This is a genomic window from Ruegeria meonggei (assembly GCF_042768335.1).
Taxonomy (GTDB): Bacteria; Pseudomonadota; Alphaproteobacteria; order Rhodobacterales; family Rhodobacteraceae; genus Ruegeria; species Ruegeria meonggei.
In genome coordinates this window covers 1,817,428-1,841,787 of sequence record NZ_JAXHBT010000001.1, presented here as the reverse complement: position 1 = coordinate 1,841,787, position 24,360 = coordinate 1,817,428, and the positions used below count along the sequence as shown (strand labels likewise).

At 57.5% G+C, this 24,360-nt stretch carries 29 protein-coding genes; 14 read left to right on the top strand and 15 right to left on the bottom strand.

Going from position 1 to position 24,360, the window contains the following annotated elements:
- Positions 1–114 precede the first annotated feature (114 nt).
- Positions 115–390 (top strand): DUF167 domain-containing protein, encoded by a 276-nt coding sequence (locus tag SJY13_RS09070; RefSeq protein WP_377190281.1) that lies wholly within the window; start codon positions 115–117, stop codon positions 388–390.
- Here SJY13_RS09070 and SJY13_RS09065 read toward each other — a convergent pair.
- Positions 378–626, bottom strand: a complete 249-nt coding sequence (locus tag SJY13_RS09065) for a hypothetical protein (RefSeq protein ID WP_377190279.1) — start codon at positions 624–626, stop codon at positions 378–380. The two genes, SJY13_RS09070 and SJY13_RS09065, sit on opposite strands and share 13 nt — an antisense overlap.
- 122 nt (positions 627–748) lie before the next feature.
- On the opposite strand from SJY13_RS09065, the gene SJY13_RS09060 reads away from it, so the two are divergent.
- From SJY13_RS09060 to SJY13_RS09040, 5 genes are all read left to right on the top strand, one after another.
- Positions 749–1,456 carry a M48 family metallopeptidase gene (locus tag SJY13_RS09060; RefSeq protein WP_377190277.1) on the top strand — a complete coding sequence of 236 codons (708 nt, stop codon included), beginning with the start codon at positions 749–751 and terminating at the stop codon, positions 1,454–1,456.
- Entirely contained in the window at positions 1,453–1,821 is a 369-nt protein-coding gene (locus SJY13_RS09055) for a YigZ family protein (RefSeq protein WP_377190275.1), read from the top strand. The genes SJY13_RS09060 and SJY13_RS09055 overlap by 4 nt, the downstream gene beginning before the upstream one ends.
- A 70-nt stretch (positions 1,822–1,891) precedes the next feature.
- A complete protein-coding gene (locus tag SJY13_RS09050; RefSeq protein WP_085821360.1) occupies positions 1,892–2,143 on the top strand; it encodes a DUF6455 family protein in 252 nt (83 codons plus the stop codon).
- Between the two features lie 15 nt (positions 2,144–2,158).
- A complete protein-coding gene (locus tag SJY13_RS09045) occupies positions 2,159–2,431 on the top strand; it encodes a DUF6455 family protein (protein WP_085821359.1) in 273 nt (90 codons plus the stop codon).
- Complete coding sequence (locus SJY13_RS09040; protein ID WP_377190273.1) at positions 2,428–2,688, top strand: DUF6455 family protein; 261 nt, start codon at positions 2,428–2,430, stop codon at positions 2,686–2,688. Before SJY13_RS09045 ends, SJY13_RS09040 begins: the two co-directional genes overlap by 4 nt.
- Here the strand turns inward: SJY13_RS09040 and SJY13_RS09035 are convergent, their stop codons facing one another.
- On the bottom strand, positions 2,689–2,931 hold the full coding sequence (locus SJY13_RS09035; protein ID WP_377190271.1) for a CDGSH iron-sulfur domain-containing protein: 243 nt from the start codon (positions 2,929–2,931) through the stop codon (positions 2,689–2,691).
- 228 nt (positions 2,932–3,159) lie between these two features.
- Here SJY13_RS09035 and SJY13_RS09030 point away from each other — a divergent pair, with 228 nt between their 5' ends.
- Complete coding sequence (locus SJY13_RS09030; RefSeq protein ID WP_085821356.1) at positions 3,160–3,348, top strand: hypothetical protein; 189 nt, start codon at positions 3,160–3,162, stop codon at positions 3,346–3,348.
- 101 nt (positions 3,349–3,449) lie between these two features.
- On the opposite strand, the gene SJY13_RS09025 is transcribed toward SJY13_RS09030, so the two are convergent.
- Together SJY13_RS09025 and rimO are read right to left on the bottom strand one after the other, a co-directional pair.
- The gene (locus tag SJY13_RS09025; protein ID WP_377190268.1) at positions 3,450–3,806 is read right to left on the bottom strand and encodes a hypothetical protein; all 357 of its coding nucleotides are present in this window, start codon (positions 3,804–3,806) and stop codon (positions 3,450–3,452) included.
- A gap of 114 nt (positions 3,807–3,920) precedes the next feature.
- Complete coding sequence (gene rimO, locus SJY13_RS09020) at positions 3,921–5,309, bottom strand: 30S ribosomal protein S12 methylthiotransferase RimO (protein ID WP_377190266.1); 1,389 nt, start codon at positions 5,307–5,309, stop codon at positions 3,921–3,923.
- Positions 5,310–5,404: 95 nt separating this feature from the next.
- Between rimO and SJY13_RS09015 the strand changes: the two genes are divergently transcribed.
- On the top strand, positions 5,405–7,384 hold the full coding sequence (locus tag SJY13_RS09015; RefSeq protein WP_377190264.1) for an AsmA family protein: 1,980 nt from the start codon (positions 5,405–5,407) through the stop codon (positions 7,382–7,384).
- Between the two features lie 34 nt (positions 7,385–7,418).
- Here the strand turns inward: SJY13_RS09015 and SJY13_RS09010 are convergent, their stop codons facing one another.
- Genes SJY13_RS09010 through SJY13_RS08995 form a run of 4 tightly spaced genes read right to left on the bottom strand, consistent with a single transcriptional unit; the run spans position 7,419 to position 11,977 of the window.
- Positions 7,419–8,915, bottom strand: a complete 1,497-nt coding sequence (locus SJY13_RS09010) for a phosphomannomutase/phosphoglucomutase (RefSeq protein ID WP_377190262.1) — start codon at positions 8,913–8,915, stop codon at positions 7,419–7,421.
- A gap of 14 nt (positions 8,916–8,929) precedes the next feature.
- Positions 8,930–9,763 carry a 3-deoxy-8-phosphooctulonate synthase gene (gene kdsA / locus SJY13_RS09005; protein ID WP_377190260.1) on the bottom strand — a complete coding sequence of 278 codons (834 nt, stop codon included), beginning with the start codon at positions 9,761–9,763 and terminating at the stop codon, positions 8,930–8,932.
- A gap of 5 nt (positions 9,764–9,768) precedes the next feature.
- The gene (locus SJY13_RS09000; RefSeq protein WP_377190258.1) at positions 9,769–11,340 is read right to left on the bottom strand and encodes a capsule biosynthesis protein; all 1,572 of its coding nucleotides are present in this window, start codon (positions 11,338–11,340) and stop codon (positions 9,769–9,771) included.
- Positions 11,318–11,977 carry an ABC transporter ATP-binding protein gene (locus SJY13_RS08995; RefSeq protein ID WP_377190256.1) on the bottom strand — a complete coding sequence of 220 codons (660 nt, stop codon included), beginning with the start codon at positions 11,975–11,977 and terminating at the stop codon, positions 11,318–11,320. The genes SJY13_RS09000 and SJY13_RS08995 overlap by 23 nt, the downstream gene beginning before the upstream one ends.
- Positions 11,978–12,207: 230 nt before the next feature.
- Between SJY13_RS08995 and SJY13_RS08990 the strand changes: the two genes are divergently transcribed.
- On the top strand, positions 12,208–12,795 hold the full coding sequence (locus SJY13_RS08990) for a uracil-DNA glycosylase family protein (RefSeq protein ID WP_377190254.1): 588 nt from the start codon (positions 12,208–12,210) through the stop codon (positions 12,793–12,795).
- Positions 12,788–13,576 (top strand): SseB family protein, encoded by a 789-nt coding sequence (locus SJY13_RS08985; protein ID WP_377190252.1) that lies wholly within the window; start codon positions 12,788–12,790, stop codon positions 13,574–13,576. Before SJY13_RS08990 ends, SJY13_RS08985 begins: the two co-directional genes overlap by 8 nt.
- A gap of 48 nt (positions 13,577–13,624) precedes the next feature.
- Here SJY13_RS08985 and yghU read toward each other — a convergent pair whose 3' ends face one another.
- The gene (yghU, locus tag SJY13_RS08980; protein ID WP_377190250.1) at positions 13,625–14,503 is read right to left on the bottom strand and encodes a glutathione-dependent disulfide-bond oxidoreductase; all 879 of its coding nucleotides are present in this window, start codon (positions 14,501–14,503) and stop codon (positions 13,625–13,627) included.
- 244 nt (positions 14,504–14,747) lie between these two features.
- Between yghU and SJY13_RS08975 the strand changes: the two genes are divergently transcribed.
- Complete coding sequence (locus SJY13_RS08975) at positions 14,748–15,266, top strand: YHS domain-containing (seleno)protein (protein ID WP_085821346.1); 519 nt, start codon at positions 14,748–14,750, stop codon at positions 15,264–15,266.
- Positions 15,267–15,320: 54 nt separating this feature from the next.
- On the opposite strand, the gene SJY13_RS08970 is transcribed toward SJY13_RS08975, so the two are convergent.
- Positions 15,321–15,971: a DnaJ domain-containing protein gene (locus SJY13_RS08970; protein WP_377190247.1), complete on the bottom strand. Its 651-nt coding sequence runs from the start codon at positions 15,969–15,971 to the stop codon at positions 15,321–15,323.
- 215 nt (positions 15,972–16,186) lie between these two features.
- Positions 16,187–17,053, bottom strand: a complete 867-nt coding sequence (metF, locus tag SJY13_RS08965) for a methylenetetrahydrofolate reductase [NAD(P)H] (RefSeq protein WP_377190246.1) — start codon at positions 17,051–17,053, stop codon at positions 16,187–16,189.
- Positions 17,054–17,146: 93 nt separating this feature from the next.
- Between metF and SJY13_RS08960 the strand changes: the two genes are divergently transcribed.
- A complete protein-coding gene (locus SJY13_RS08960; RefSeq protein WP_085821343.1) occupies positions 17,147–18,052 on the top strand; it encodes a LysR family transcriptional regulator in 906 nt (301 codons plus the stop codon).
- Between the two features lie 96 nt (positions 18,053–18,148).
- Positions 18,149–18,934, top strand: a complete 786-nt coding sequence (locus SJY13_RS08955) for an inositol monophosphatase family protein (protein ID WP_085821342.1) — start codon at positions 18,149–18,151, stop codon at positions 18,932–18,934.
- 55 nt (positions 18,935–18,989) lie between these two features.
- Here the strand turns inward: SJY13_RS08955 and bhcD are convergent, their stop codons facing one another.
- Genes bhcD through bhcA form a run of 4 tightly spaced genes read right to left on the bottom strand, consistent with a single transcriptional unit; the run spans position 18,990 to position 23,338 of the window.
- Positions 18,990–19,976, bottom strand: coding sequence for an iminosuccinate reductase BhcD (gene bhcD, locus SJY13_RS08950; protein ID WP_377190243.1), 987 nt, complete (start codon positions 19,974–19,976; stop codon positions 18,990–18,992).
- A 15-nt stretch (positions 19,977–19,991) separates the two neighbouring features.
- Positions 19,992–21,155, bottom strand: coding sequence for a 3-hydroxy-D-aspartate aldolase BhcC (bhcC, locus tag SJY13_RS08945; RefSeq protein ID WP_377190241.1), 1,164 nt, complete (start codon positions 21,153–21,155; stop codon positions 19,992–19,994).
- Positions 21,156–21,166: 11 nt separating this feature from the next.
- A complete protein-coding gene (bhcB, locus tag SJY13_RS08940) occupies positions 21,167–22,138 on the bottom strand; it encodes a beta-hydroxyaspartate dehydratase BhcB (RefSeq protein ID WP_377190239.1) in 972 nt (323 codons plus the stop codon).
- A 9-nt stretch (positions 22,139–22,147) separates the two neighbouring features.
- Positions 22,148–23,338 (bottom strand): L-aspartate--glyoxylate aminotransferase BhcA, encoded by a 1,191-nt coding sequence (bhcA, locus tag SJY13_RS08935; protein ID WP_377190237.1) that lies wholly within the window; start codon positions 23,336–23,338, stop codon positions 22,148–22,150.
- Between the two features lie 191 nt (positions 23,339–23,529).
- Here bhcA and SJY13_RS08930 point away from each other — a divergent pair, with 191 nt between their 5' ends.
- Positions 23,530–24,360: an IclR family transcriptional regulator gene (locus SJY13_RS08930; protein WP_377190235.1), complete on the top strand. Its 831-nt coding sequence runs from the start codon at positions 23,530–23,532 to the stop codon at positions 24,358–24,360.

The window sequence follows — 24,360 nt, the reverse complement described above, 5'->3', positions numbered from 1 at the left end:
CAGTTTGTATCTGGTTGAGCATCTGGCAGGTTTCAAGAGCAAACAGCTGGATTGGCTGGATCAATTTCATTCCCCAGCCCCCCATGCAAGAGTGTTTGAGATCAGGAGAGGTCTATGGCGAAACCAAAACTGCGTGACATGCCCGATCTAAGCGGCCTCGCAATACCCGGCGCTGCGATTGCGGCGCGGGTCACACCCAAGGCAGCTAAAGACAGCATCGTTGTTGACATTGGTGCGATACGTATCACCGTCACGGCCGCACCGGAAAACGGCAAGGCCAACGATGCCGTGCGCAAGATACTCGCAGCGGCACTGGGCGTTGCGCCCTCGGTCCTGATCTTGAAACAGGAGCAGGCCGCGCGGGACAAGGTGTTTGTCTATGCGCCCTGAGGTGGTGTCTCGTGAATCTGATACACCCCTTCCGGCAGATCCAGCGCCGCGGCCAGATCGCGCACCTGTTCGGGTGAAAGGGTTATCTTTTGCATCTGGTCCGTGCGCGGGTCCAGCTGCTCTATTGTTACACATTCAGCAAAGCTGTTGATGACGATATCCTCCTGCAAAGGCTTGGCGCCTTCGTCCACCAGAGTAATAACCGTCGAGTCGAATTCATGCTCAATCGAAAACATGCAACCAGAGTGCCGGGCGCGCGCGCGCAATGCAACCCGCTCAATCGCAATCCGGCAGTGGCGATCCTGCTGACACCGCGCTATGGTTTTTCAAACGGGGTCGCCGTTTCAAAGGAATATGAATGCGCCGTTTGACCTTTTTGCTGTTTCCCCTGGTGCTGGCGACCTGCAGCACCGACACCCCGCGTATTCAGCCGGTGACCGAATGGTCGCAGGAATCCGCGAACTTTCAGGTTGAGGCTCGAACCTTTCAGGAAATTAGTCGCAAGGTTGGCAAGGAAGCGCGTGCCGAATGTCTGCGGCAGGCCAAGGTCAGCAATTGTGATTTCACGATTCTGGTCGATCTGAATCCGCGCGCGCCTGCCAATGCCTTTCAGACCGTAGACGACAGGGATCAACCGGTTATCATTTTCACCCGCGCGATGATCCAATCGGCGCAGAATGCGGATGAGCTGGCCTTTGTGATGGGGCATGAAGCAGCCCATCATGTGTTGGGTCACATCGATCGACAGACGCAAAACGCAAAAGAAAGCGCCGTCATCTTTGGCGATCTGGGAAAGCTGTACGGTGAAGACGGGAAAGACCTTGAACGCTCGCAGAAACTGGGGGCCGAAGTTGGTACTCAGATCAATGTGAAAGAATTTGAGCTTGAGGCCGATCAGCTTGGTACCATCATTACCCATAACGCGGGCTATAACCCGCTGGTCGGCGCAAAGTACTTCGCCCGCATTCCCGATCCGGGTGATCGTTTTTTGGGCACGCATCCGCCAAACGCGCAGCGCGTTCAGATCGTTCTGGACACCGCGCGTCAGCTTGGGCTGTCAGAATGACGGCGATAACACGGCTTGGTGTGATCCTGACAGATCGCGGGTCGAAATACGCGGTGTCCGGAGCCCCGGTTCAGTCGCGAACTGACGTTGATGCGGTATTGCGTGACCTCAAATCCGACAAATCTTATGCAAAGGCCACGCACAACACCTGGGCGGCCGTTTTGCCGACGGGTGCGCTCAAGGCTGATGACGGTGAAAGTGGCGCAGGCATTGTGATCCTGCGCATGTTGGATCGCGCCGGGCTTGAGGGGCACGTTGTTATCGTCACCCGTTGGTACGGCGGCAAAAAGCTGGGTGGAGATCGCTTTCGCCGCGTGCAGGACGCCACGCGGGCCTATCTGGATTACATCGGCACCGGGCTTTGACCTGAGTCAAATGGCCCAACGCCAATTTGAGCTATCCTTCCCCTTACGTGCGAAAGGGAAAGGATATTCAATGCCCAACCGAGAAACGCTGAGGCTGCATGCCGGTCTTGTTGACCGGATGGCCACGAAACTCGGGGTTGATCTGGAAAATGCAGCGATCGGTGGGGATGTCTCGATCGATGAGATTTCTGACGCTGTCATCCGATGTACGGATTGTCCGAACCCGGGCCATTGCCAGGCTTTCCTGGATCGTGATGAGATCGCGCAGCGAACACCGGAGTATTGCCGGAACCAGGACCTTCTCAGTAAATTGATACCCTAGCCGCTGGAGCGTACAATGCCGCGTCTCGGACAGATCATGACCCATTTCCGTCTTGTCCAGCAAATGGGCAAGACCACGGGTACGGATGTGGTCGCAGCACATCGAAAGGGGTATTTGTCGCAGCAGGACTGGGCGGACATGATCGAATTCTGTCGCGGCTGTAGCTGGGCCAAAGAATGCCCGAATTGGCTAAGCCGGCATCACGCTGCCAGCAATGCTCCGGAAGCATGCATCAATCAACAGCGCTTTGCCGCACTGAAAGCACTGCAAGAGCAGGAAATGAGATGACGCGGGACGTATTGGGAGATGTTGAAAAGCACTTTTGGCTCACCCGATCCGTCGCGCGCTGCATGCATATCTCTCTGGCCGAGGCGATGGTTGAAGGCCGTCTGTCGGCCGACAAATACGCCGAGTTGGTGACACGTTGCCGAGCGTCTAGGTGCAGCGGGCGGTGTATGGCGTGGCTGTCCGAGTTGCAATCCGAAGCGAGCGCCGCCCCGGATTTCTGCGCCAACGCTGATCTTCTGAATGCGCTGAAGGTCTGATTAAAGTTTGGAATGCGACCCGTCACACAGGGGCATCTTTGCGCTATGTTTGCAGCCGCAGAAAAAGACCTTTTTGCTGCTGTCAGCCGTGTATTTGACGGGTTCGAACCCCGTGCCGTTGTGCGATCCATCACAAAATGGTTGCTGTTTGGACTGCCCGCAGGAACACCAGAAATAGCTTTTTCCTTCGGTTACTTCGACCGGGTACGGCCCTTTTTGGGCGATGTTTGGGCTATCTGACATTTGGCTACTCCGTCTTTGGCTGATGTCCAGAATTATTCTAGAGTGATACGCGAAAAACGGTAGAAGTTGCTCAAAAAACTGCTGATTTTGATCACCTTACAGGCGTGGTTTCGCCTTTACTCACGATCATGTGATTGAAATCATTGCAATGACGCCACGGAGACCGTATTCTGATTCCGGCCCCGAATTCTTGGGCAAAATCAGAAATTTAAAAGAGGATTGACGGACATGAAACTCAAATTTGCTGCCGTTAGCGCAATTGCCTTGGTATTGGCTGCATGCTCGCAGCAAGAGGAGCCGACCCCGGTTTACATCACGCCCGAGTATGACAAGTTTGGCACACCAAGCTGCCCGGCTGGTACCGAACTGGCGACAACCGAAGCAGGTCAGACCGTGTGTAACCCGGTCGCACAATAAGCATTCCGCGGGCGGCTTTTGCACAAGCCGCCCGCACCACCCCTTGTATCTGCGCCGCCCTCGGGGCGGTTTTTTGTTGCCTGCCCTTCGTCGATTGGGGGTCAGTAACGATGGCGTAACCCCCGACGGTGATAGTTCCGGTGCTGAATGCCGTATTTCTGTGGGATGTAGTAAGGCGACTGCCGTTTCGGGTGATGCCCCAGCCGCAAACGGCGATGACGCTTGACGGGCTTGACGTAGTGCACCTTCGGCCTGGCTTTGTGGTGATGCGGTCTGGGTGCGACATAATACCTTTGCACGCGATGTTTGCTGCGGAGGATGCCTGACGACTTGGAACCTAAAACTATGACACCGCCTGAACTGATGCTGATACCATCGGCGTTGACGGGCACGGCAACAAACTGAGCGGCGAAGATCACCGCAACGCATTTCAGCGCAAAGGGGCGAAGACGGGACATTGGACTCTCCTTCACAAGGGTTCCGGGTGTCCTGACATGATCTGCGATTTACAGAGCAACCACCAATAAACTTGACTCACGCTTGCCCTATCTGTGGTGACCGGGCAGGCCGCGTCAGCGCAGCTTGCCCCACAGATCATACTCGCCCGCCTCGTCTACCTCGACCGTGACGATGTCGCCGGGCTTGAGGGCCTCATACCCTTCGTCGATGAACAGGTTCCCGTCGATCTCGGGCGCGTCGGACTTGGTGCGGCAGGTGGCGGCCTCGTCATCGACCTCGTCGACGATCACGTCGATGGTCTGACCGACTTTGGCGGCCAGCTTGGCCTCGGATATCGCTTGCGCCTTTTCCATGAAGCGGTCCCAGCGGTCCTGCTTGACTTCGGACGGAACATGATCGGGCAGGTCGTTCGACCGGGCACCGGCGACGTTTTCGTATTGGAAACAGCCGACACGGTCCAGCTGCGCTTCGTCCATCCAGTCCAGAAGGGTCTGAAACTCGGCCTCGGTCTCACCGGGGTATCCAACGATAAAGGTCGACCGCAGGGTGATATCCGGGCAGGTCGCGCGCCATGCGGCAATCTCGTCTAGCGTCTTGGCCCCGGCGGCCGGGCGCGCCATGCGTTTCAGCAAATCCGGGTGGGCGTGCTGGAACGGAATATCCAGGTAGGGCAAAATGTTACACCCCGAATCCGCCATCAGCGGAATCAGGTCGCGCACATGCGGGTAGGGGTAGACATAATGCAGCCGGACCCAGGCATCGAACCGCCCTAGCTCGCGCGCCAGGTCGGTAATGTGGCTGCGCACCTCTCGGTCTTTCCACGGGTTCACGTCGTACCTTCTGTCCAACCCATAGGCCGAAGTGTCCTGTGAGATCACCAACAGCTCGCGCACCCCGTTGTCGACCAGCTTCTCAGCCTCACGCAGGACCGCATGGACCGGGCGGCTGGCCAGCTTGCCGCGCATGTCGGGAATGATGCAGAATTTGCACTTGTGGTTACAACCCTCAGAGATTTTCAGGTAACTGTAATGGCGCGGGGTCAGCTGCACGCCGGCGGCTGGCAGCAGGTCTACAAACGGGTCGGGATCCGGTGGGACAGCCCTATGCACGGCGTCCAGCACCTGTTCGTATTGATGTGGCCCGGTAACGGCCATGATGCGCGGGTGGTGTTCGCGGATATAGTCCGGTTCTGCCCCCAGGCAGCCGGTCACGATGACCTTGCCGTTCTCAACCAGCGCCTCGCCGATGGCGTCCAGCGATTCCGCCTTGGCGCTGTCGAGAAACCCGCAGGTGTTCACGATCACGGCATCCGCCCCTGAATAGTCCGGTGATATTCCGTACCCTTCTGCGCGCAGGCGGGTCAGAATACGCTCACTATCGACCAAAGCCTTGGGGCAGCCCAAAGACACCATGCCGATAGTCGGCTGGTTCGGGCGGGGCGTATCAGTGATCCGAGCGGCAGGCGCTAGGTCGGGGCGGAGGCTGGGCGGGTTTGTGGTCATGGCGCGGCGTATAGAGGGGAAAGCTTCCCCTTGCAAATGTGACGCAGGCTTTGAATGATCTTTTCAACGCATGCCAAAAAGCGGAGAGCAGAAAAATGAAGTGGCTGTTGCGCATCCTGTTTCTATTTGTGGTCGTTATCGGGCTGGTGATTGGCGCCCTTTTGCTGATGCCGGGCGACAAGCTGGCGTCGATTCTGGCCGAGCAGGTCAAAGGGCAGACCGGCCGCGACCTGACGCTGTCGGGGGACGTGAACCTGTCCTTCTGGCCCGTTCTGGGGCTGGAGACCGGGCCGGTCACGTTTGGTAATGCACCTTGGGCTGGATCGGAACCGATGCTGAGCGCCCAAAGCCTGGCCGTGGGGGTAGACGCTGCGGCGCTGCTGAACGGAGACTTGCGGATCAGGCGTGTCATCGCGGATAACCCGGTGTTGCGCCTTGAACTGTCAGACGGGCGCGGCAATTGGGAGCTTGAGGCCGTGGCTGCTCCGGCACCAACAGGCGGAAGCAGTAGTAGCGGCAGCGCGCCATCAGGCTCGGAAACAGGCCAGGTCACTCTGGATCGTCTCGAGTTGACCAATGCGCGGTTGATTTACGTCGAAAACGGGGTGACGACGTTTGATTTCTCGAATGTCGACCTTGCGGCCAGTTGGCCTAGTCCAACTTCACCCATGGTGATGAAGGCCGGGATGCGGGTGCCGGGTGGCAAGGTCAACATCGATTTAAAGATCCAGGATCTGCCAGCCTATGCATCGGGTGCTGTTACGCCGTTAAAGCTGGCCTTGACGGCACCGGGCGGTGAGGTCGGTTTCGACGGGCGCGTCAACCTGACCGGTGAGATGGACGGCAAGCTGGAGGTCAAAACGCAAGAAACAGAACGGATGCTCGCGGCCTTTGGGCAGGCAGGTACAGGTGTGCCCTTTGGGTTAGGGCGCGTGGCCGATGTTTCCGCGAATATGACCTATACCAAAGGGGGCCGGATTTCACTGCGCAATATGGTGGCGCAACTGGACAACAACCGCCTGACCGGTGAGGCCGATATCGAGATTTCGGACCCGCCAAAGATCACGGCAAAGCTGGAAGGCGGCGATATCGACCTGTCGCGGTATAACGCGGCATCCTCTGAGTTTGCGGCAACCGGAGGCGGCGGTGGATCAGGCGCGACCCCTTCGCAAGATAGCGGCTGGTCGACAGAGCGGATAGATGCCTCGGCTCTGGCCCTGGCTAACGGAGAGATACGCCTGAAAGTCAGTTCGATTGTGGTTCCGGAATTGACGCTGGGGCCAAGTGTTTTGACACTCAGCCTGGACAGGTCCCGCGCGGTTCTGCGTATGAACCCAGCCACACTGTTTTCGGGGCAATTGAACGGGCGGGTGGTTGCCAATAATCGGAATGGGCTGTCGGTCGGCGGCAAGCTGAATGCCAAGAATATAGATATCCAACAAGCCTTGTCGACGCTGGGGGGGATCGACCGCTTTACCGGTTCCGGCTCGGGCGCGTTCGAGTTTCTAGGCGTGGGTCAGACCGAAAACCAGATTATGCGTTCGCTCGGCGGTAAGGGAAATCTGAACGTGGGGCAGGGGGTGATCTCCGGCCTTGATCTTGACCGGCTAATGGGGCGTGGCAAGGGCTCTGGCGGAACGACTGTTTTCAACATTCTGTCGGCCAGCTTTACGATCGACAAAGGGGTTCTGACAAACAAGGATCTGCTGATGTCGCTGGATAACTTCCGGGCCGACGGCACAGGGCAGGTTGATATCGGTGCACGCCGGATCGATTATTTGTTCACTCCGGTGGCCCTGCGCGCCAATTCCGGCGAGGGCTTGTCGGTTCCCGTCCGGATCGTCGGACCGTGGAGCAACCCTTCGATCAAACCCGATCTGACCAAGGTGATTGAGGCCGCGGCAGAAGGAAAGCTGAAGGATCTGGAAGATGACGCCAAGCAGAAGGTTCTGGATAAGGTCGGGGGCGAGTTGGGAACCACAGTGACCGAGACCGAAGACATCGAAGATGCGGTGAAGAACAAGCTTGAAGAAGAGGCCAAAAAAGGTCTGCTAAAGCTGCTCGGCGGAGATTGAGGCGGAGGCGCTTAGCGCGCCCCGCCTGACTGTCCTAGATCGTCTGATCGTAATCGCCAACCCCGGGTTCGGTGCGGATCACCGCGTCGATATCGGCGAAGATGGCGCGCATTTCATCCTCGCTGTCGCTGCTTTCACAGACCACAACCAGATTGGGGGTGTTCGATGATGCCCGTACAAGACCCCAGCTACCATTATCCAAAATGACCCGAGCACCGTTGACCGTGACAACCTCTTTGATCGGGCGGCCTGCTAGAGTGTCGCCGGCGCGGGCCTTGGCGACCAGCTTGTCTACCAGACGGTCAAGGATGCCGTATTTTTCGGTATCCGAGGCATAAGGCGACATGGTCGGTGTCGACCACGTTTTCGGCAGTGCCTTACGCAGGTCCGACATGCTCTTGTCCGGGTTCCGGTCCATCAGCTTGCAGATCTCAACAGCCACCCGCATGCCGCAGTCATAGCCGCGCCCAATCGGTTCGGCCAAGAAGTAGTGGCCTGATTTCTCAAACCCGGCCAGGGCGTTGATTTCCTTGACCCGACGCTTCATGTGGCTGTGGCCGGTTTTCCAGTAATCCGCCTTGACGCCATGTGCTATCAGCTCGGGGTCGCTGGCAAACAAGCCGGTCGATTTCACGTCGGCCACAAAGGTTGCATTCGGATAAAGCTTGGCCAGGTCGCGGGCCATGATGACGCCGACCTTATCGGCAAAAATCTCTTCGCCCTCGTCGTCCACCACGCCGCAGCGGTCGCCGTCCCCGTCAAATCCCAGTGCCATGTCGGCCCCGCTGGATTTCACGGTGTCGGACATGTCATGCAACATCTCCATGGCTTCGGGGTTGGGGTTGTAGTTGGGAAAAGTATAGTCCAGCCGGGTGTGGCTGTGCACAACTTCGACACCCATGCGTTCAAAAATCTCAGGCGCAAAGGCCGCGGCTGTGCCATTGCCGGTTGCACATACAATCTTGAGCGGCCGAGACAGTTTGAAATCACCGACCAGGTCATCGATATAGGCCTCTTTGACGCCGTCAACGAACTCATAAGATCCGCCCTCATGCGCAACACCTTGGCCGTTCAGGACAATGTCGCGCAGTTCCGACATCTCGTCCGGACCATGGGTCAGTGGACGGTCAAAGCCCATTTTCACACCTGTCCAACCGTTGGGGTTGTGGCTGGCCGTTACCATGGCGACGGCAGGAACATCCAGGTGGAACTGGGCGAAATAGGCCATAGGGCTAAGCGCCGGGCCGATATCCTTGACCTGAATACCAGCCTGCATCAGCCCGAGGATAAGCGCGTTCTTGATCGACAGCGAATAGTCGCGATAGTCGTTCGCAACGGCGATCACCGGCTCGATTCCGCGCTTGCGCATTTGCGTGCCCAGACCCAGCCCAAGGGCCGTCATACCGGGCAGGTTGATTTCTTCCGGGTATTTCCAGCGGGCGTCGTATTCACGAAAGCCCGTGGGTTTGATCATTGGGTCGCGCAGAAAGCTCCAGGTGTTTGGGGTCACCTCGGGGATCGGTTTGGTCATAGGAATTCTCTTGGTTAAATCTGAATTGGGTTGGCCTTGGCCAGTGCATCAAAGCGCATCAACGTGTCAACGAGCTGAGGCATCTGGTCCAGATAGATCATGTTTGGCCCATCACAGGGGGCATTGTCAGGGTCCTGATGCGTTTCCATGAACACTGCGCCTGTGCCCACGGCCACAGCGGCCCGCGCCATAACGGGCGCAAATTCGCGTTGCCCGCCAGAAGAACCGCCCTGGCCACCCGGTTGCTGCACGGAATGCGTGGCATCCATCACAACCGGATAGCCTGTCTGGGCCATTTGCGGCAGAGACCGCATGTCAGCCACCAACGTGTTGTAGCCGAAAGAAGATCCGCGCTCAGTCAACAGAATGTTTCGGTTTCCCGTACTCTCAATTTTAGCGACGATATTCGGCATTTCCCAAGGGGCTAGGAATTGTCCTTTTTTGACATTGATGACTGCACCTGTGTTTCCAGCCGCCAACAGCATGTCCGTCTGGCGGCACAGAAAGGCCGGGATCTGCAGAACGTCCACAGCCTCGGCGACGATGGCGCATTGTGCTTCGGTGTGGACGTCTGTCAGCACCGGAATACCCATCGTCGTGCGGATGTCATCCAGAACCTTCAGTCCGGCATCGATCCCCAAGCCGCGTTTTCCCGACAAAGACGTTCGGTTTGCTTTGTCATATGAGGCTTTGAACACATACTGCGCACCGGCAGCATCACAGGCCTCTTTCATTTTTCCCGCAATCATCTGTGCATGATCGGCGGTTTCAAGTTGGCAAGGGCCAGCAATGATCGTCAGCGGCAGATCATTGCCAACCGTTAGGTCGGAGATTTTTACATGTTTCATGTGTCTTACGAGGATACCTGTTCACGAAGGACCGACGCGGTAAGCGAGATCATCAGGTAGATACCAGCAAACAACAGGAAAGCCAAAATCGTATTTTCGAACTTGCGCGGATAGGTCGGTTCCTGGCTTGGGATGGGGTTCACCGAAACTGTCAGATAGCGAACTTTTCGGTTCGCCTCGGTCCGGGTGGTTTCCATCTGCTCCATTGCGGTTTGCAGCATCAAATCGCGCGCCGCCAGATCCGCCTGTGCCATCTGGATTCGAACGCTCAACCTAACCAGCGAGTTTTCGCCTGCTGAGACATCCAGCATTTCCGCGTTCAGCTCTTCATGAACCGCTTCTAGACGTTCAATATCGGCACGAACCCCATCCACTTTGGCTTTGTTCGGGCGCAGGTTGTCCAGTAGGGCCGCCAATTGCAGTTCTTTGTCCTGCAGCTGAATCTCAATTTCGGTGATACGGGTTCGCAGACCTGTCAGGACGTTTTCGGGGTCCAGTACGGCGCCCTCCAACTGCAGTTTGATCAGGTCTTCCTGCGCTGTTCTGCGTTCTTGTTGGGCGGCTTCAAAACCAGCGCGGGCATCTCGCATCTGGTCTTCGCGTTTCAGCTCTGTCAGCCCGTTTATCCGGTCTTCGGCATAAGAGATGAGCGTGTTAGACAAATTGACCGCAATGTCCGGATCCGGCGCAGCAACTTCCATGCGGATGATGCCGTCTGTAGGGTCAAATCCGATAACGATCATCCGCTTGTAAAGCTTATAAGTTTCCTCAAGGCTTGCGTCCGGAGACAGTCGTTGAATCGGGTCAATCCAATCTTGCTTGAAAACCTCAGAAAACCCGACGTCCCCCTCAAGGCGCTGCAAAGCATCTTTTGATTCAAGGAATTCCTGTGTGGCAACGGAATCCGGGGCTGTGGCAAACTGCGTACCGGATAGTAGGCCGCCGATCGAACCGCCGCCATCCGCTTGCAGGATGGAAAAGGCTGAGTCGCTGGCGTACATCGGTGTCGCGATCCGATAGAAATACAGTCCAACGATCAGAGTTGGCAGCACGACAAAAACCGCCAGACGCGCAAACAAGGCAAAAAGTTTGCGTTTGCGGCGGCGTGCGATGTCCTTTTGAATCTCACCGATTTCAAAATCCCGGCGTTCTGACGGGCTAAGTTCCGGACCCGGCAAGGTCTGCGGGGTGTCTCTGACGGTCTGCGGCAGCTGAATTGTGATCTTGTCCTGGGTCTGATCCTCGGCCTGTGCCTTTTCGGACGCCAGTTCCAGCAGGTTGGCGCGTTCAAACGGGTCGATGCCCTTTAAGCGCAGCAACCGCACTGCGTCGTAATCCGAGGTCGCCGCAAGATCGTTCTTTTGCGCCAGCCGCCGGGCGACGCGCAATTGCCGCCCAGTCAGCCCTTCGCGCTTGATTTCATCAATATCGGTCGCAGGCTGCTGTTCATTCCCAGTCTCGGTCGGTTGCGTCGCCTTCCTGATGCGCGAGATCGCATCTGCACGGGCGTCCGGCGTGCCGACCCCCTGACGATTGCGACGCCAATTGTATTTTCTAGCCTTGGGTTTGGTAGTCATATAGCTGTTTTGCCTCTTCCAAGGTATCGAACATATGAAGCTGACCGTCCAGAAGAACCGCCGCCTGTTGCGCAAATCGCTCAAGAATATCCGGGTTGTGGGAAACAATCACCAAAGTGGTCGTGCGCAAGCGTTCTTTCAGGATATCACCCGCTTTTCTGTTGAATTCGACATCCGTAGAGGCAGGCATCCCTTCATCGATCAGGTACATGTCAAAATCCAGCGCCAGCATCAACGCAAAGGTAAATCGGGCCTTCATCCCTGATGAATAGGTGGCCATGGGTTGGTCAAAATATTCACCCAAACCGCATAGCCAGCTGCAATAAGCCTCAACATAGTCGGGGTCCATTCCATAGATTTTGGCGATGTAGCGCGCGTTCTCAAGCGCCGACATTTTGCTAGCCACGCCGCCTGTGAAACCCATTGGGAACGAAATCCTGCAGGATTTACGGATAACACCCTCGTCGGGTTTTTCCAGGCCGGCCATCATGTTGATCAGCGTGGTTTTTCCGGTGCCGTTGGGGGCCAGAATGCCAACCGACCGGCCCAGTTCGACCCGGAACGAGACCCGGTCCAGGATCACCTTGCGGCGCGTCCCGGTCCAGAAGGACTTACTGACATTCTCAAACTCAAGCATTCAAAGCCTGCTGCTCTTGGTTTGTTTGTGCACCGACCGGGTCGGCGAGGGCGTGGTTAAACTACGGACCCATGTTGGCCACATTATGTCGAATTATGAAACAAATGATCAATGCGTACCTCAGCACTTCATCGGCATTGTGACTATTTCACCGGTTGGATCGAGGCCCCGCGTTGACTATCTTTCAGCTCGACCGTCAACCAACATGATGCAGGAAATCTTGCGATCTGATGAATTCGTTACAGAAAGAAATCAAATCCTGCCGCATTTGTGCAGACAGGTTCGCGGCAACCGAAACCGCGCATGAACCGCGTCCGGTGGTTTGGTTTCAGCCGGGCGCACCGATCTTGATTGCGGGACAGGCCCCGGGCGCGCGCGTCCACCTGTCGGGGCGTCCGTTTACCGACCCATCGGGTGACCGATTGCGGGATTGGCTGGGTATTGACGAGACCGTATTTTATGACCGCGCCCAGGTGTCGATTGTTCCGATGGCGTTTTGTTTCCCCGGCTACAACGAACGCAAGGCCGATCTGCCGCCCCCGCCAATTTGCGGAAAGACATGGCATGGCAGGGTTATGCAGGCATTAGGCGAAGTACCGCTGACCATTCTGGTTGGGGGACATGCGCATAAGTACCATCTGCATGTACGCAGCCCTGTGACCGAGACCGTTCGCAATTGGCGAGACTATGCGCCGCGGGTATTTGCCTTGCCCCATCCGTCCTGGCGGAATACGGCATGGCTCAGGAAAAACCCGTGGTTCGAGGCCGAGCTTTTGCCGGTTCTGCGCGCGCGGGTTCAAGAGGTTCTGAATGACTGACACAACCGCCCTTGACGCCGCCCACGTCGCCATGGACGCCAATCTGCACGACAACGCTGCCCGGCTGCGGTTTTTCGAACGGCTTGCGGATAGCGAGCTGTTCCTGATGCTGACCGAAGAGGCAAAAGGCGAAAACATCTCGCCCGAACTGTTCGACGTGGCAGATGGTAGCTTTGTCCTGGCCTTCGACCGCGAGGATCGTCTGTCCCGGTTTGCTGGCCGCCCGGTGCCCTATGTGGCGCTGTCCGGGCGTGTGTTGTCGTCGATGCTGTCGGGGCAGGGGATTGGCCTGGGGCTAAACCTAGAGGTGGCGCCGTCCTCTATGTTGATTCCGTCCGAGGCGCTGGGTTGGTTGGACACCACCTTGCAGCACAGCCCCGAAGAAGTGCAGCAACGCCTTGCTGAGTTCTTGCCTCCCGTGGGGTTGCCAGACGATCTGCTGACCGCGCTGGATGCCAAGCTGGCCACAGCTGTTGGTTTAGCGCAAGCGGCGTATCTGGTGGGCACGAAATCAGAGGACGGTGGCTCGGGCCACCTTTTGGGGTTTGTTGGCGCGGTTGAGGGTGCAGAAGCTGCACTGGCCAAAGCCGCGTCCGAGGCACTGACCTTCTCTGGCATCGAAGCCGGGGCGATGGATGTGGGGTTCTTTGCGCCACATGATCCGGCCGCTGCGTCGTTGGCAAAGGTCGGGCTTCGGTTCGATCTGCCGCAACCGCAGGAACGCGTTGTAAAACAAGTCACACCGGGCAGTGATCCGAACCAGCCGCCCATCCTGAAATAGCCCAATTCAAAGCGCCCCGCCGATCCCTGACCTACGGGGCGCCAAAGGTTATTCTGCCGCAGCTTCCAGCTTGTCCTGGGTGCGGGTTTCGAAATCGCTGGCTTCGTGGCGTTCGTGAAGCTGCGTGTGGGGCTCACCGAACGGGCGATTGACCATGCGACCGCGGCTAACGGCCGGGCGCGCATCGATGGCCTTGGCCCACCGCATCACGTGCGTGTAGGATTCGACGTCCAGGAACTCGGCTGCGCTGTAGAGACGGCCCAGAACCAACTGGCCATACCAAGGCCAGATCGCCATATCTGCGATGGTGTAATCTTCGCCAGCGATGAATGTATTTTCGACCAGTTGACGATCAAGCACGTCCAGTTGGCGTTTGGTCTCCATTGCGAAACGGTTGATGGGGTATTCCCATTTTTCCGGAGCATAGGCGTAGAAATGCCCAAACCCACCGCCCAGATAAGGCGCGCTGCCCATCTGCCAGAACACCCAATTCATAACTTCGGTACGCTCGGGGCCGGATTTCGGCAGGAAGGCGTCGAACTTTTCGGCCAGATGAAACAGGATGGAGGCGCTTTCGAAAACCCGAACGGGCTTTTCCCCCGACCGATCCCAAAGCGCGGGAATTTTCGAGTTCGGGTTGGCCTCGACAAAGCCCGAACCGAACTGATCGCCCTCGCCAATATTGATGAGCCAGGCGTTGTATTCCGCACCTTCATGGCCCAGGGCAAGAAGCTCTTCCAGCATCACCGTTGCTTTGACGCCATTTGGGGTCGCTAATGAATAAAGCTGTAGGGGATGACGTCCAACCGGCAAGTCCTTGTCATGGGTGGCTCCGGAAATCGGACGGTTGATGTTGGCAAACTGGCCCCCATTCTGACTGTCCCATGTCCAGACCTTGGGGGGCGTGTAAGTGGATTGCTCGGTCATCTCTTGCCTTTCTCAGCATAGTTCGGGTGACGTGCCCGTTCATCTCAACAGCTAATGTTGCAACGCCCAGAGTCCAACCCCGGACGTAAGTGCGGATTTGTAACAATCGGGCGGCAACACCTCACATTTCTTCATTCGACGTCACAGCGCCGCGAGCAGGACTGCCGTAAGGCCGGAAATACCCTATTGTCCGATCAGACCCGGAATTCCGGTCGACAACCCTAAGGACAAGAGGATTGACCACATGAAACGCTTTGCCCTGACCCTAGCGACGACACTGGCCTTTGCAGTTCCGGCCTTTGCCGGTGATCAGTACGTGGATGGCACCGGATTTGCCGTCTCTGGTTATGACGTCGTGTCATATCGCAACCTGGATCAGGCTCCGGTCGGTCAGTCGCAGCCCGAGGCAGTGCGCGGGCGCGCTGACATTACCGCAGATTACAACGGCGCCACATGGGCGTTTGCGACCGAGGAAAACCGCGACAAGTTCCTTGAGAACCCGGCCTTTTACGCACCGCAATATGATGGCCACTGCGCTTACGGCGTGTCTCGTGGCGGCAAGGTTCCTGCCAACCCCAACCTGTGGCGGATTGTCGATAACAAGCTGTATTTAAACATCACCGATGTCGTTGTCGGCTTTTTTGAAGAGGATGTTCCGGGAAATATCAATCTGGCCGAAGGCAACTGGCCCGGGATCGAACCCGCAGATGCGTCGACCAGCGTCATTCCAAAGTTCACCTCTGAAGGTCCGATTTCCAACTAGTGGCCACTCTAGCCCCCAAAAGCCCGGCGGTTCAGCGTCGGGCTTTTTTGCTTGTCAGCTTGCCAGCCAGAAACTGTCCCGCATCTGCTGATCTGCATCGAACTTGATGCGCACGCTTCGCGCACCGGGAAACTTGCTTGCAGTGATGGCCTCGGGAACCATGACTTCTCCGGCACCAGAGTCCTTTGATTGAAAGCTGAGCACTTCGGTGTCCATACGGCGTACAGCGGCAAGAAATGACGTTGGAAGAGCGACGCGATTGGCACCTTCGCAAACAGGTGTCGGGACAAAATAAGTCAGGTGACGCCCAAAGAAACCGACAGCGTCCGGAATATGATCCGCTTCGGCCACATTCTGGTCCTCGGCATCCGCAGCCGCTCCATCAGGATTATGAGACAGGGCTGTGTTCAGTAAAACCCGACACGCGTCGATATCTGTGCTTTCCAATTCAATCACACGTTTGCGCAACTTGGGTCTGCGGGGTTTTCCGGATTGTCCCTTGGCGGTCATCCCCTCGCGCCGCAGCAAGTCATACGCCTCTTTCGCGCGCGAAAAACTGGAGCAGTCACCTTGGGTGTGGTCGGGATGCGCGTGAAAAGCAATATGGCGCCACGCGTCACGGATTTCGTTAGACCCGGCATTCTGGTCCAACCCAAGGGCCTCCAGCGCGTCAGCGCGGGCCCTAATCTTATCAACAGGCTCCATAACTCAATTCACTCATTAAACAAACACTGATTACTAAGTGATTATAGCTTCACGGTTTTGTCAAATTTATGGAGCGATTGATCACATTGAAGATGGTAATGCCGTATCAACGCCTCAATTGTTTTTCGTGCCGAAGGGGGCACTTAGTAGTCAGCGGTGATCAAACGTTCTGAACCCAAAAAAGGTCAGGGATTCATTCGATCACCGGTGAAAGATCAAGCGACGTTTTGCAGTTCGGTTTTTGGGGTGATGCCCAGTGCAAAACATACGTCTCGCGTCAGTTCCGGCCGGTTCAGCGTGTAGAAATGCAACTTGTCCACGCCGCCTTCGATCAGGTCCGAGCACAATTCGGTGCACAGGGCGGTGGCCAACAGATCCTCGCGGTCGTCACGAATGGCTTTTTCAAACGCCTGATCGACCCAGGCCGGGATTCGGGTGCCGCAGCGGTTGGCAAAATTGCGGGCCCCTTTCCAGTTTTCGATCGGCAAGATGCCCGGCACGATGGGTTTGTCGATCCCCGCTTTGGCGCAGGCATCGCGGAACCGGAAAAACGTCTCGGGTTCGAAAAAGAACTGGGTCAACGCCTCGTCAGCGCCGGCGTCGAGCTTGGCCTTGAGCCAATCCACATCCGTCCGCGCATTCTGTGCTTCGGGGTGAATGTCAGGGTAGGCACCGACGCGGATGCTGAACATCTCGGTCTCTGCCAGGGCGGAAATCAATTCAACGGAGTTTGCAAAGCCATCGGGATGCGGCTCGAAACGATCCTGCCCGGCAGGCGGATCGCCCCGCAATGCCACGATGTCCTGGACCCCCGCCCGTGCAAACGCATCGGCGATCTCCAGCGTTTCCTGACGGGACGCATCGACACACGTCAGGTGTGCAGCGACTGGCAAGCCTGATGACTTGTGCAAGGTGGCAACCGCGTCACGCGTCAACTCTCGGGTTGTGCCACCGGCACCGTAGGTCACCGAGACAAAACGCGGGTCAAGCGGGGCCAGCGTCTGAACCGTATCCCACAAACGAAACGAAGCCTCGAGCGTCTTGGGGGGGAAGAACTCGAATGAGATGTCTGGCTTGGTCATTTTGGCCTCATGTGTTTCGTTCCAAGCCCTTGTGCCACTTCTGGCATTGTGAGACAAACTCATATTATTCAAGAACAACATGAGTCTCATCTAATGCACATCGAATTCCGGCACCTGCGCACGATCAAGGCGATCCATGAATGCGGAGGGTTGGCCCGGGCGGCGGATCAGCTAAACATCACCCAATCTGCGTTAAGCCATCAGATCAAAGGTTTAGAGGATCAGGCCGGGGTTGAGCTGTTTCTGCGCCGGTCAAAGCCGATGAAACTGTCGGCGGCTGGATTGCGTCTGTTGCGCCTGGCCGAGCAAATCCTGCCGCAGGTCGAGGCAACGCAGCAAGAGTTCTCGTCGCTGCGCGATGGGCGCACCGGGCGGATGCATATCGCCATTGAATGCCATGCCTGTTTCGAATGGCTGTTTCCCGTACTGGAAACCTTTCGCAAGTCCTGGGGCGATGTAGATGTCGATATCCGGCCCGGGCTTGCCTTTGATGCCTTGCCCGCACTGCAAAAAGAAGAGGTCGATCTTGTCGTCTCGTCCGACCCCGAGAACCTGCCAGGCGTCGAATTCATTGAGCTCTTCGACTACGATGCAGTGTTCGTTGCGGCGTCGGCGCACCCGCTGGCGCAGAAGGACTTTATCGATGCCGAGGATTTTCGCGGCCAGACCCTGATTACCTATCCGGTCGAACGGACGAGGCTGGATATTTTCAGCCAGTTGCTGATCCCTGCGCGAGTTGAACCGGCCGCGATCCGACAGGTTGAGCTGACCGCGGTGATCCTGTTGCTAGTTGCGTCGAACCGCGGGATATCTGTGTTGCCTGACTGGGTCGTGCGTGAGGTGAAGTACAATTCGGACTACGTTACCCGACCGCTGACCAAGGATGGAATTACCCGCCGGCTTTATGCTGCGGTGCGGACCGACGACCTTGAAAAACCCTTTGTGCAAGAGCTGATCAAGCTGGCTGAAACCGAGGCGCGCAAGCTGCAGTCTCAATAGGCGTCAGACGCGGGTCTGCTATGCGCATCATTCCTCTTGGCAAGGGCGCATTGCACCAGTATACGCGCGGTTTGACCGGACAGGAGCCTTTGGACAATGGTTGGCAGTGCAAACCTCAACATCATGATCAAGGCCGCGCGCAAAGCGGGGCGTTCTCTGGTCAAGGATTTTCGCGAAGTCGAGAACCTTCAGGTGTCAATGAAGGGCGCGGGTGACTTTGTCTCCAAGGCGGACATTGCCGCCGAGGCGATCCTGAAAGAGGAATTGCTGACTGCCCGCCCGACCTATGGCTGGCTGGCCGAAGAGGGTGGCGTGATCGAGGGCGAAGACCCCACCCGTCGCTGGATCGTCGACCCGCTGGACGGCACCACGAACTTTCTGCACGGTTTGCCGCATTGGGCCATTTCCATTGCGTTGGAACACAAGGGCAAGATCGTTGCCGGCGTAATCTATGACGCCGCCAAGGATGAGATGTTCTTTGCAGAAAAAGGCGAGGGTGCGTGGATGAACGACATGCGCATTCGCGTTTCGGGCCGTCATCGTATGATCGAGTCGGTGTTTTCGACCGGCCTGCCCTTTGGCGGCCGTTCCGACCTGCCTGCCACGCTGCAGGATCTGGCGCGTCTTATGCCTGTGTGTGCCGGTGTGCGCCGCTGGGGCGCTGCGGCGCTGGACTTGGCCTATGTGGCCGCTGGTCGTTACGAAGGATTCTGGGAACGCCGTTTGAACGCATGGGATCTGGCAGCCGGGATCATCATCGTCAAAGAGGCCGGTGGTTTGATCCAGCCGCTGAACCCCGAAGGCAGTATTCTGGAAGATGGCGAAGTGATCTGTGCGAACGAGCCGATCTTTGATCAGTTTGCCAAGATCGTCCGGGACTGACTTATCCCAAAATCTGCTGAGCAAGCGCGCCCCGAATGAGGCGCGCTTTTTCGTTTTAAAGAGTTGCGCGCTGTGCCAGCCCGGCCTCATCCGCCAGTTTTGCAGCGACCGAGGCAACGGCCAGATCCTGCAGTCCAACACCGGTCCCATCGAACAGGGTGATCTCATCTGCGCTGGAACGCCCGGGGTGGTTCCCGTTGATGACCGAGCCAATGGGTGTAATTGCGTCCTCGGTTATCGCGCCGCTGCTCATGGCGTGCTGCGCCTCGCCGATGGAAACGGACTGGGCGACCTCATCTGTGAACACAGTGGCCCGGGCCAACAACGCGGGATCAACCTCCATCTTGCCCTTGGTGTCCGTGCCCATACAGGCCAGATGCGTGCCTGGTTTAATCCAGTCTGCCATCAGCAGCGGCTCAAACGCTGATGTGATGGTGATGACCACATCCGCCTGCGCGCCCAGCTCCTGCTGGCTGACAGATTCGAAACTTAGTCCCAGTTCCTCGGCGACGGCAGCCAGACGAGGCAACATGTCGGGATGCGGGTTCCAGGCGACGACCTTTTCAAAATCGCGTTGTTCAGCCGCTGCGCGCAGTTGGAAGGTTGATTGATGACCCGCGCCAACCATGCCCAACACCTTGGCATCCTTGCGGGCCAGATGTGCAATCGACACAGCTGATGAGGCCGCAGTGCGCACCGCTGTCAGATAATTGCCACCAACCAGCGCAGACAACCGCCCGGTATCTGGATCGAATAGAAACACCGTGGACTGGTGATTGGTCAGGCCCTGCTCCGCGTTTCCCGGCCAGTACCCGCCGGATTTGACCCCTAGCACCTGACCATGCTGATCGAACCCGGATTTGAAGCCGTAAAGCGCATCGGCATAGCCCAAGGCTTCGCGAACGACGGGAAAGTTCCGCGCCCCGCCGCTGGCCATCGCGCCAAAGACGGATTGCACAGCCTCAAAGGCTTGTTGGCGGCCTACCAGTTGCTCGCAAAGATCCTCGCCCACGATCAGCAGGCCATCGGTTTGTGTATTCATGACATCCCTCATCGTTCAAAAGGCCTTTCCGCGCGCCGAGACGGGCCAAAGGGTTTCAACCTTGCCGTTGCGTACACCCACATACCAGTCATGGACATTGCAGGTGGGGTCACAATGACCGGGCACCAGCCGCAACTTGTCGTTGACCTTCAGAACGCCGTCCGGGTCACCGATCACGCCATGTTCGTCCGAACATTTCAGGTATTCCACATCGTCGCGCCCATAGATAAAGGGCAGGCCGCTATCCACCGACTGCGCCTTGAGGCCCGCATCGCAGATGGCCTTGTCTACCTTGGTGTGGCTCATGACACTGGTCAGAATGAACAGCGCGTTTTCCCATTCGCCCTGATCGATCCGCTTGCCATCCTGATCCAGAATGCGCCCATAATCGGCGTCCATGAAGGCATAAGATCCGCACTGCAATTCATTGTAAACACCTGAATTGCTTTCGAAATAATAAGACCCGGTGCCGCCACCCGAGACCAGATCACAGTCGATCCCTTCGGCCTTTAGTCCGTCCACAGCATTCTTAACCATTGCGATGGCAACGTTCAGTTTTTCCTCACGCGCTTCATAAGTGTCGAGGTGCTGCATCGCACCCTGATAGGCCTGAATGCCAGAGAATTTCAGGTTGGGCGCAGCCTGAACCGCCTTGGCGATCTCGATCACTGCGCTTGTGGAGTTTACGCCACAACGGCCAGCGCCGCAGTCGATCTCGATAAAGACTTCCAGCTCTGTTCCGTGTTGAACGGCCGCGGCAGACAGATCGGCGATGTTGTCGATATCGTCCACACAGACAATCGTACGGGCACCGAATTGGGGCAGCTGCGCCAGACGGTCGATTTTGGCCGGGTCCCGCACCTGATTAGAGACGAGAATATCCTTTATGCCGCCCCGGGCAAAAACCTCGGCTTCAGAGACTTTCTGACAGCACACGCCAACCGCACCGCCAAGCTCCTCCTGCAGCTTGGCGACATCGACGGATTTGTGCATCTTACCGTGAACCCGGTGGCGCATGCTGTGGTCCTTGGCATACGCCCCCATCTTTTTGATGTTCCGCTCTAACGCGTCCAGATCAAGGATCAGGCAGGGTGTTTGAATCTCGGATTCGTCCATGCCGATGGCGGCGGGGATGTCGAACCCCACGTCGAGCTCTTTGACGTTTATAGGTTTGTTCATGTCGTTCCTCCTTACCCTTTCAGCCAGGGTAGCTTGTCCAGATCCACATTGCCGCCGGTGATGATCACGCCGACGCGCTTGCCCCGAAACACTTCGGGGTTCTTGAGAATGGTCGCCAAGGGCACGGCCGAAGACGGCTCCATCACCACGCGCAGGTATTTCCATGTCAGTTTCATCGCTTCGATGATCTCATCTTCAGACGCGGTGAAAATGTCGGTCACGTGGTTGGACACAAAGTGCCACGTGTTTTCTTTCAGCGGCACCAGCAGCCCGTCGGCGATCGTTTTTGGCGCATCATCAGCGATGATGTGGCCTGCTTTGAAGGACCGGTATGCGTCGTCCGCCTGTTCTGGTTCGGCGGCATAGATTGCGGTGCCGGGGGCCAAGTTCGAAACCGTCAGGCACGTGCCCGAGATCATGCCCCCGCCTCCGATCGGGGCGATGACCGCGTCCACTCCGTCAGTTTGTTCCAACAATTCAGCCGAGCATGTGGCCTGACCGGCTATGACACGAGGATCGTTATACGGATGAACGAATTCGCCTCCTGTACGGGCTTGCACTTCGGCAAATGTCGCCTCACGGGATGAGGTCGACGGATCGCATTCGGTGATCGTACCCCCATACCGGCGCACGGCGTCCTTCTTGGCTTGCGGGGCCGTGCGGGGCATGACCACGTTGCAGGGAATGCCGCGTCGTCCGGCGGCATACGACAGGGACAGCGCGTGATTGCCGCTTGAATGAGTGCAGACGCCCTTGGCTGCCATCTCATCACTCAGGCCGAACACGGCGTTGCTTGCCCCGCGCACCTTGAATGCGCCAGCCTCCTGAAAGTTCTCGCATTTAAAGAACAACTGCGCGCCGGTCATGTCGTTCAAATAGTCCGAAACCATCACCGGCGTGCGCCGAATATAGGGTTTGATCCGATCATGCGCGGCGTGCATATCTGCGATGGTCAGGTCTGCGGCAGAAGTGTGATCCAACATGTCGTCCCCTTATGCAGCGGCTTTGGCGCGTCCGGACGAGCCCGCGCGATAATAGTCCTGTGCGGCGGCAACACCGCTGCCCAACGTGATCGGATAGTTCAGATCGGCCATCGCCATTTCGATGGCGCCGAGCCCGGACAGGACCATCACGTCGGTCAGGCTGCCCAGATGGCCGATGCGAAAGGCTTGACCGTTCATCTGGCCCAACCCGACCCCAAATGACACGCCATAGACGTTGAACGCATGGTCAGTCAGGGCGTTGCTGTCGAACCCTTGGGGGACATAGATCGCGCTGACCGTGTCCGAATACAGTTCTGGCGACTGAGCAACCAGGTTCAGATCCCACACGCCCACCGCGCGGCGTACGCCTTCGGCCAGTCGGTGATGGCGGGCATAGACGTTCTCAAGGCCTTCTTCGAACAGCATCTTAAGACTTTCCCGCAGGCCATAGATCAGCTGCAGGGGCGGTGTATAGGGAAACCCACCTGACGCGTTTGCAGCCATCATGTCCCCAAAATCAAAGAACGTGCGGGACAGTTTTGCCGTTTTCGTCGCCTCTTGCGCCTTGGGGCTGACACACAAGATCGCCATGCCGGTGGCCAACATGAACCCCTTTTGCGAACCCGACACTGCGATGTCCACACCCCAGCGGTCAAACTCAAACGGCATTGATGCCAAAGAGCTGACGCAATCCACAAACAGCATTGCCGGGTGATCCGCGCTGTCCATTGCCTGCCGCACTGCGCTGATGTCTGAACGTACGCCGGTCGCCGTTTCATTATGGGTGACCAGAACAGCGCGGATGTCATGTGCAGTGTCATGGGCCAAAATGTCTGCGAACTTACCCGCAGGTGCGCCGGTGCCCCAGGTGCAGTCGACGATCTGAACATCCAGTCCATGGCGTTCGCACAGATCGATCCAGCGGTGGCTGAACACGCCATAGCGCGCCACCAGAACCTTGTCGCCGGGGCTGAGCGTATTGGTCACTGCGGCCTCCCACCCACCAGTGCCACTGGACGGGAACGTAACGATCTGGCCACTTGTCGTGCCGAAGACCTTTTTGGTGTCTTCTAGCACGGGTGCAAAAGTTTCGACAAAGTCAGGCGCACGGTGATCCTGCGTCTGGACCTGCATGGCAAGCCGCAACCGATCCGGGATGTTGGTAGGGCCGGGTATAAAGACCGGGTTTTGGTTGGACATCTGTGGTTCCTCCGCTTTGGACCTGAGTGTCAGGGAAAAGGCGGTGGCGTGCAATTTTCTTGAAAAACATTTTCATTTTTGACATAAAATACCTAACATGCTGAATGTTTGTCGTTTTCCGTTTTTCATTTTTGAAACCGGAAAATTCAGTTTGCAAATTAACTGCGGCAGGATGCAGGGGAGGATCGGCATTGGACGCGCAAAAAAGACCACGCGGCAGGCCCAAATCGCTGTTCAAGGAAAGCTCAGCGGGGACGATGCAGTCGCTGGATCGGGCGCTGGGCGTACTGACAACCGTTGCGCGGTTGGAACGCGTGGTGCTCAGCGATCTGGCCCGCGAAGTCGATGTGCCTACCGCCACGACGCACCGCATTCTGGTGACCCTGCAAAACCGCGGTTTCGTGGCCTTTGACGAGGACAGGCAAGAGTGGATGATCGGGATTGAGGCGTATCGCACCGGCGCATCCTTTCTGCGCCGTAACAGCGTGCTAGAGATCGGACGCCCGTTCCTCCGGCGCCTGATGCAGGACAGCGGTGAGACCGCCAATCTGGCGGTGCCGGACGGAGCCGAGGTGGTGTTTGTCGGGCAGGTCGAAACGCCGAACCCAATCCGGGCCTTCTTCCCGCCGGGCGCGCGAACGCCGATGTATGCCTCTGGTATCGGCAAGGCGATTCTTGCCGCGATGAGCGCCCCTGCGATGGACAAGGCGCTAAGCGCAGCAAGCGCCGAACGTTTCACGGATCACACTCGTGTTCCCGGCGATACGCTGCAAGTCGATCTCACACAGACACGCACCCGAGGCTGGTCCCATGACAGCGAAGAGCGGTACGAGGGCATGTCCTGCATCGGTGCTGCGATCTTTAACGACCGGGCGGAGCCCTGCGCCGGGATTTCCGTGTCCGGCCCGACTGTTCGGTTCAAAGCCGATCGCGCACCGGAACTGGGTGAAATGGTGAAGGCTGCTGCGCAGGAAATCACGCAGCTAAGTGGCGGCCGCTTGCCAGAGCACTCTGACGCGTGA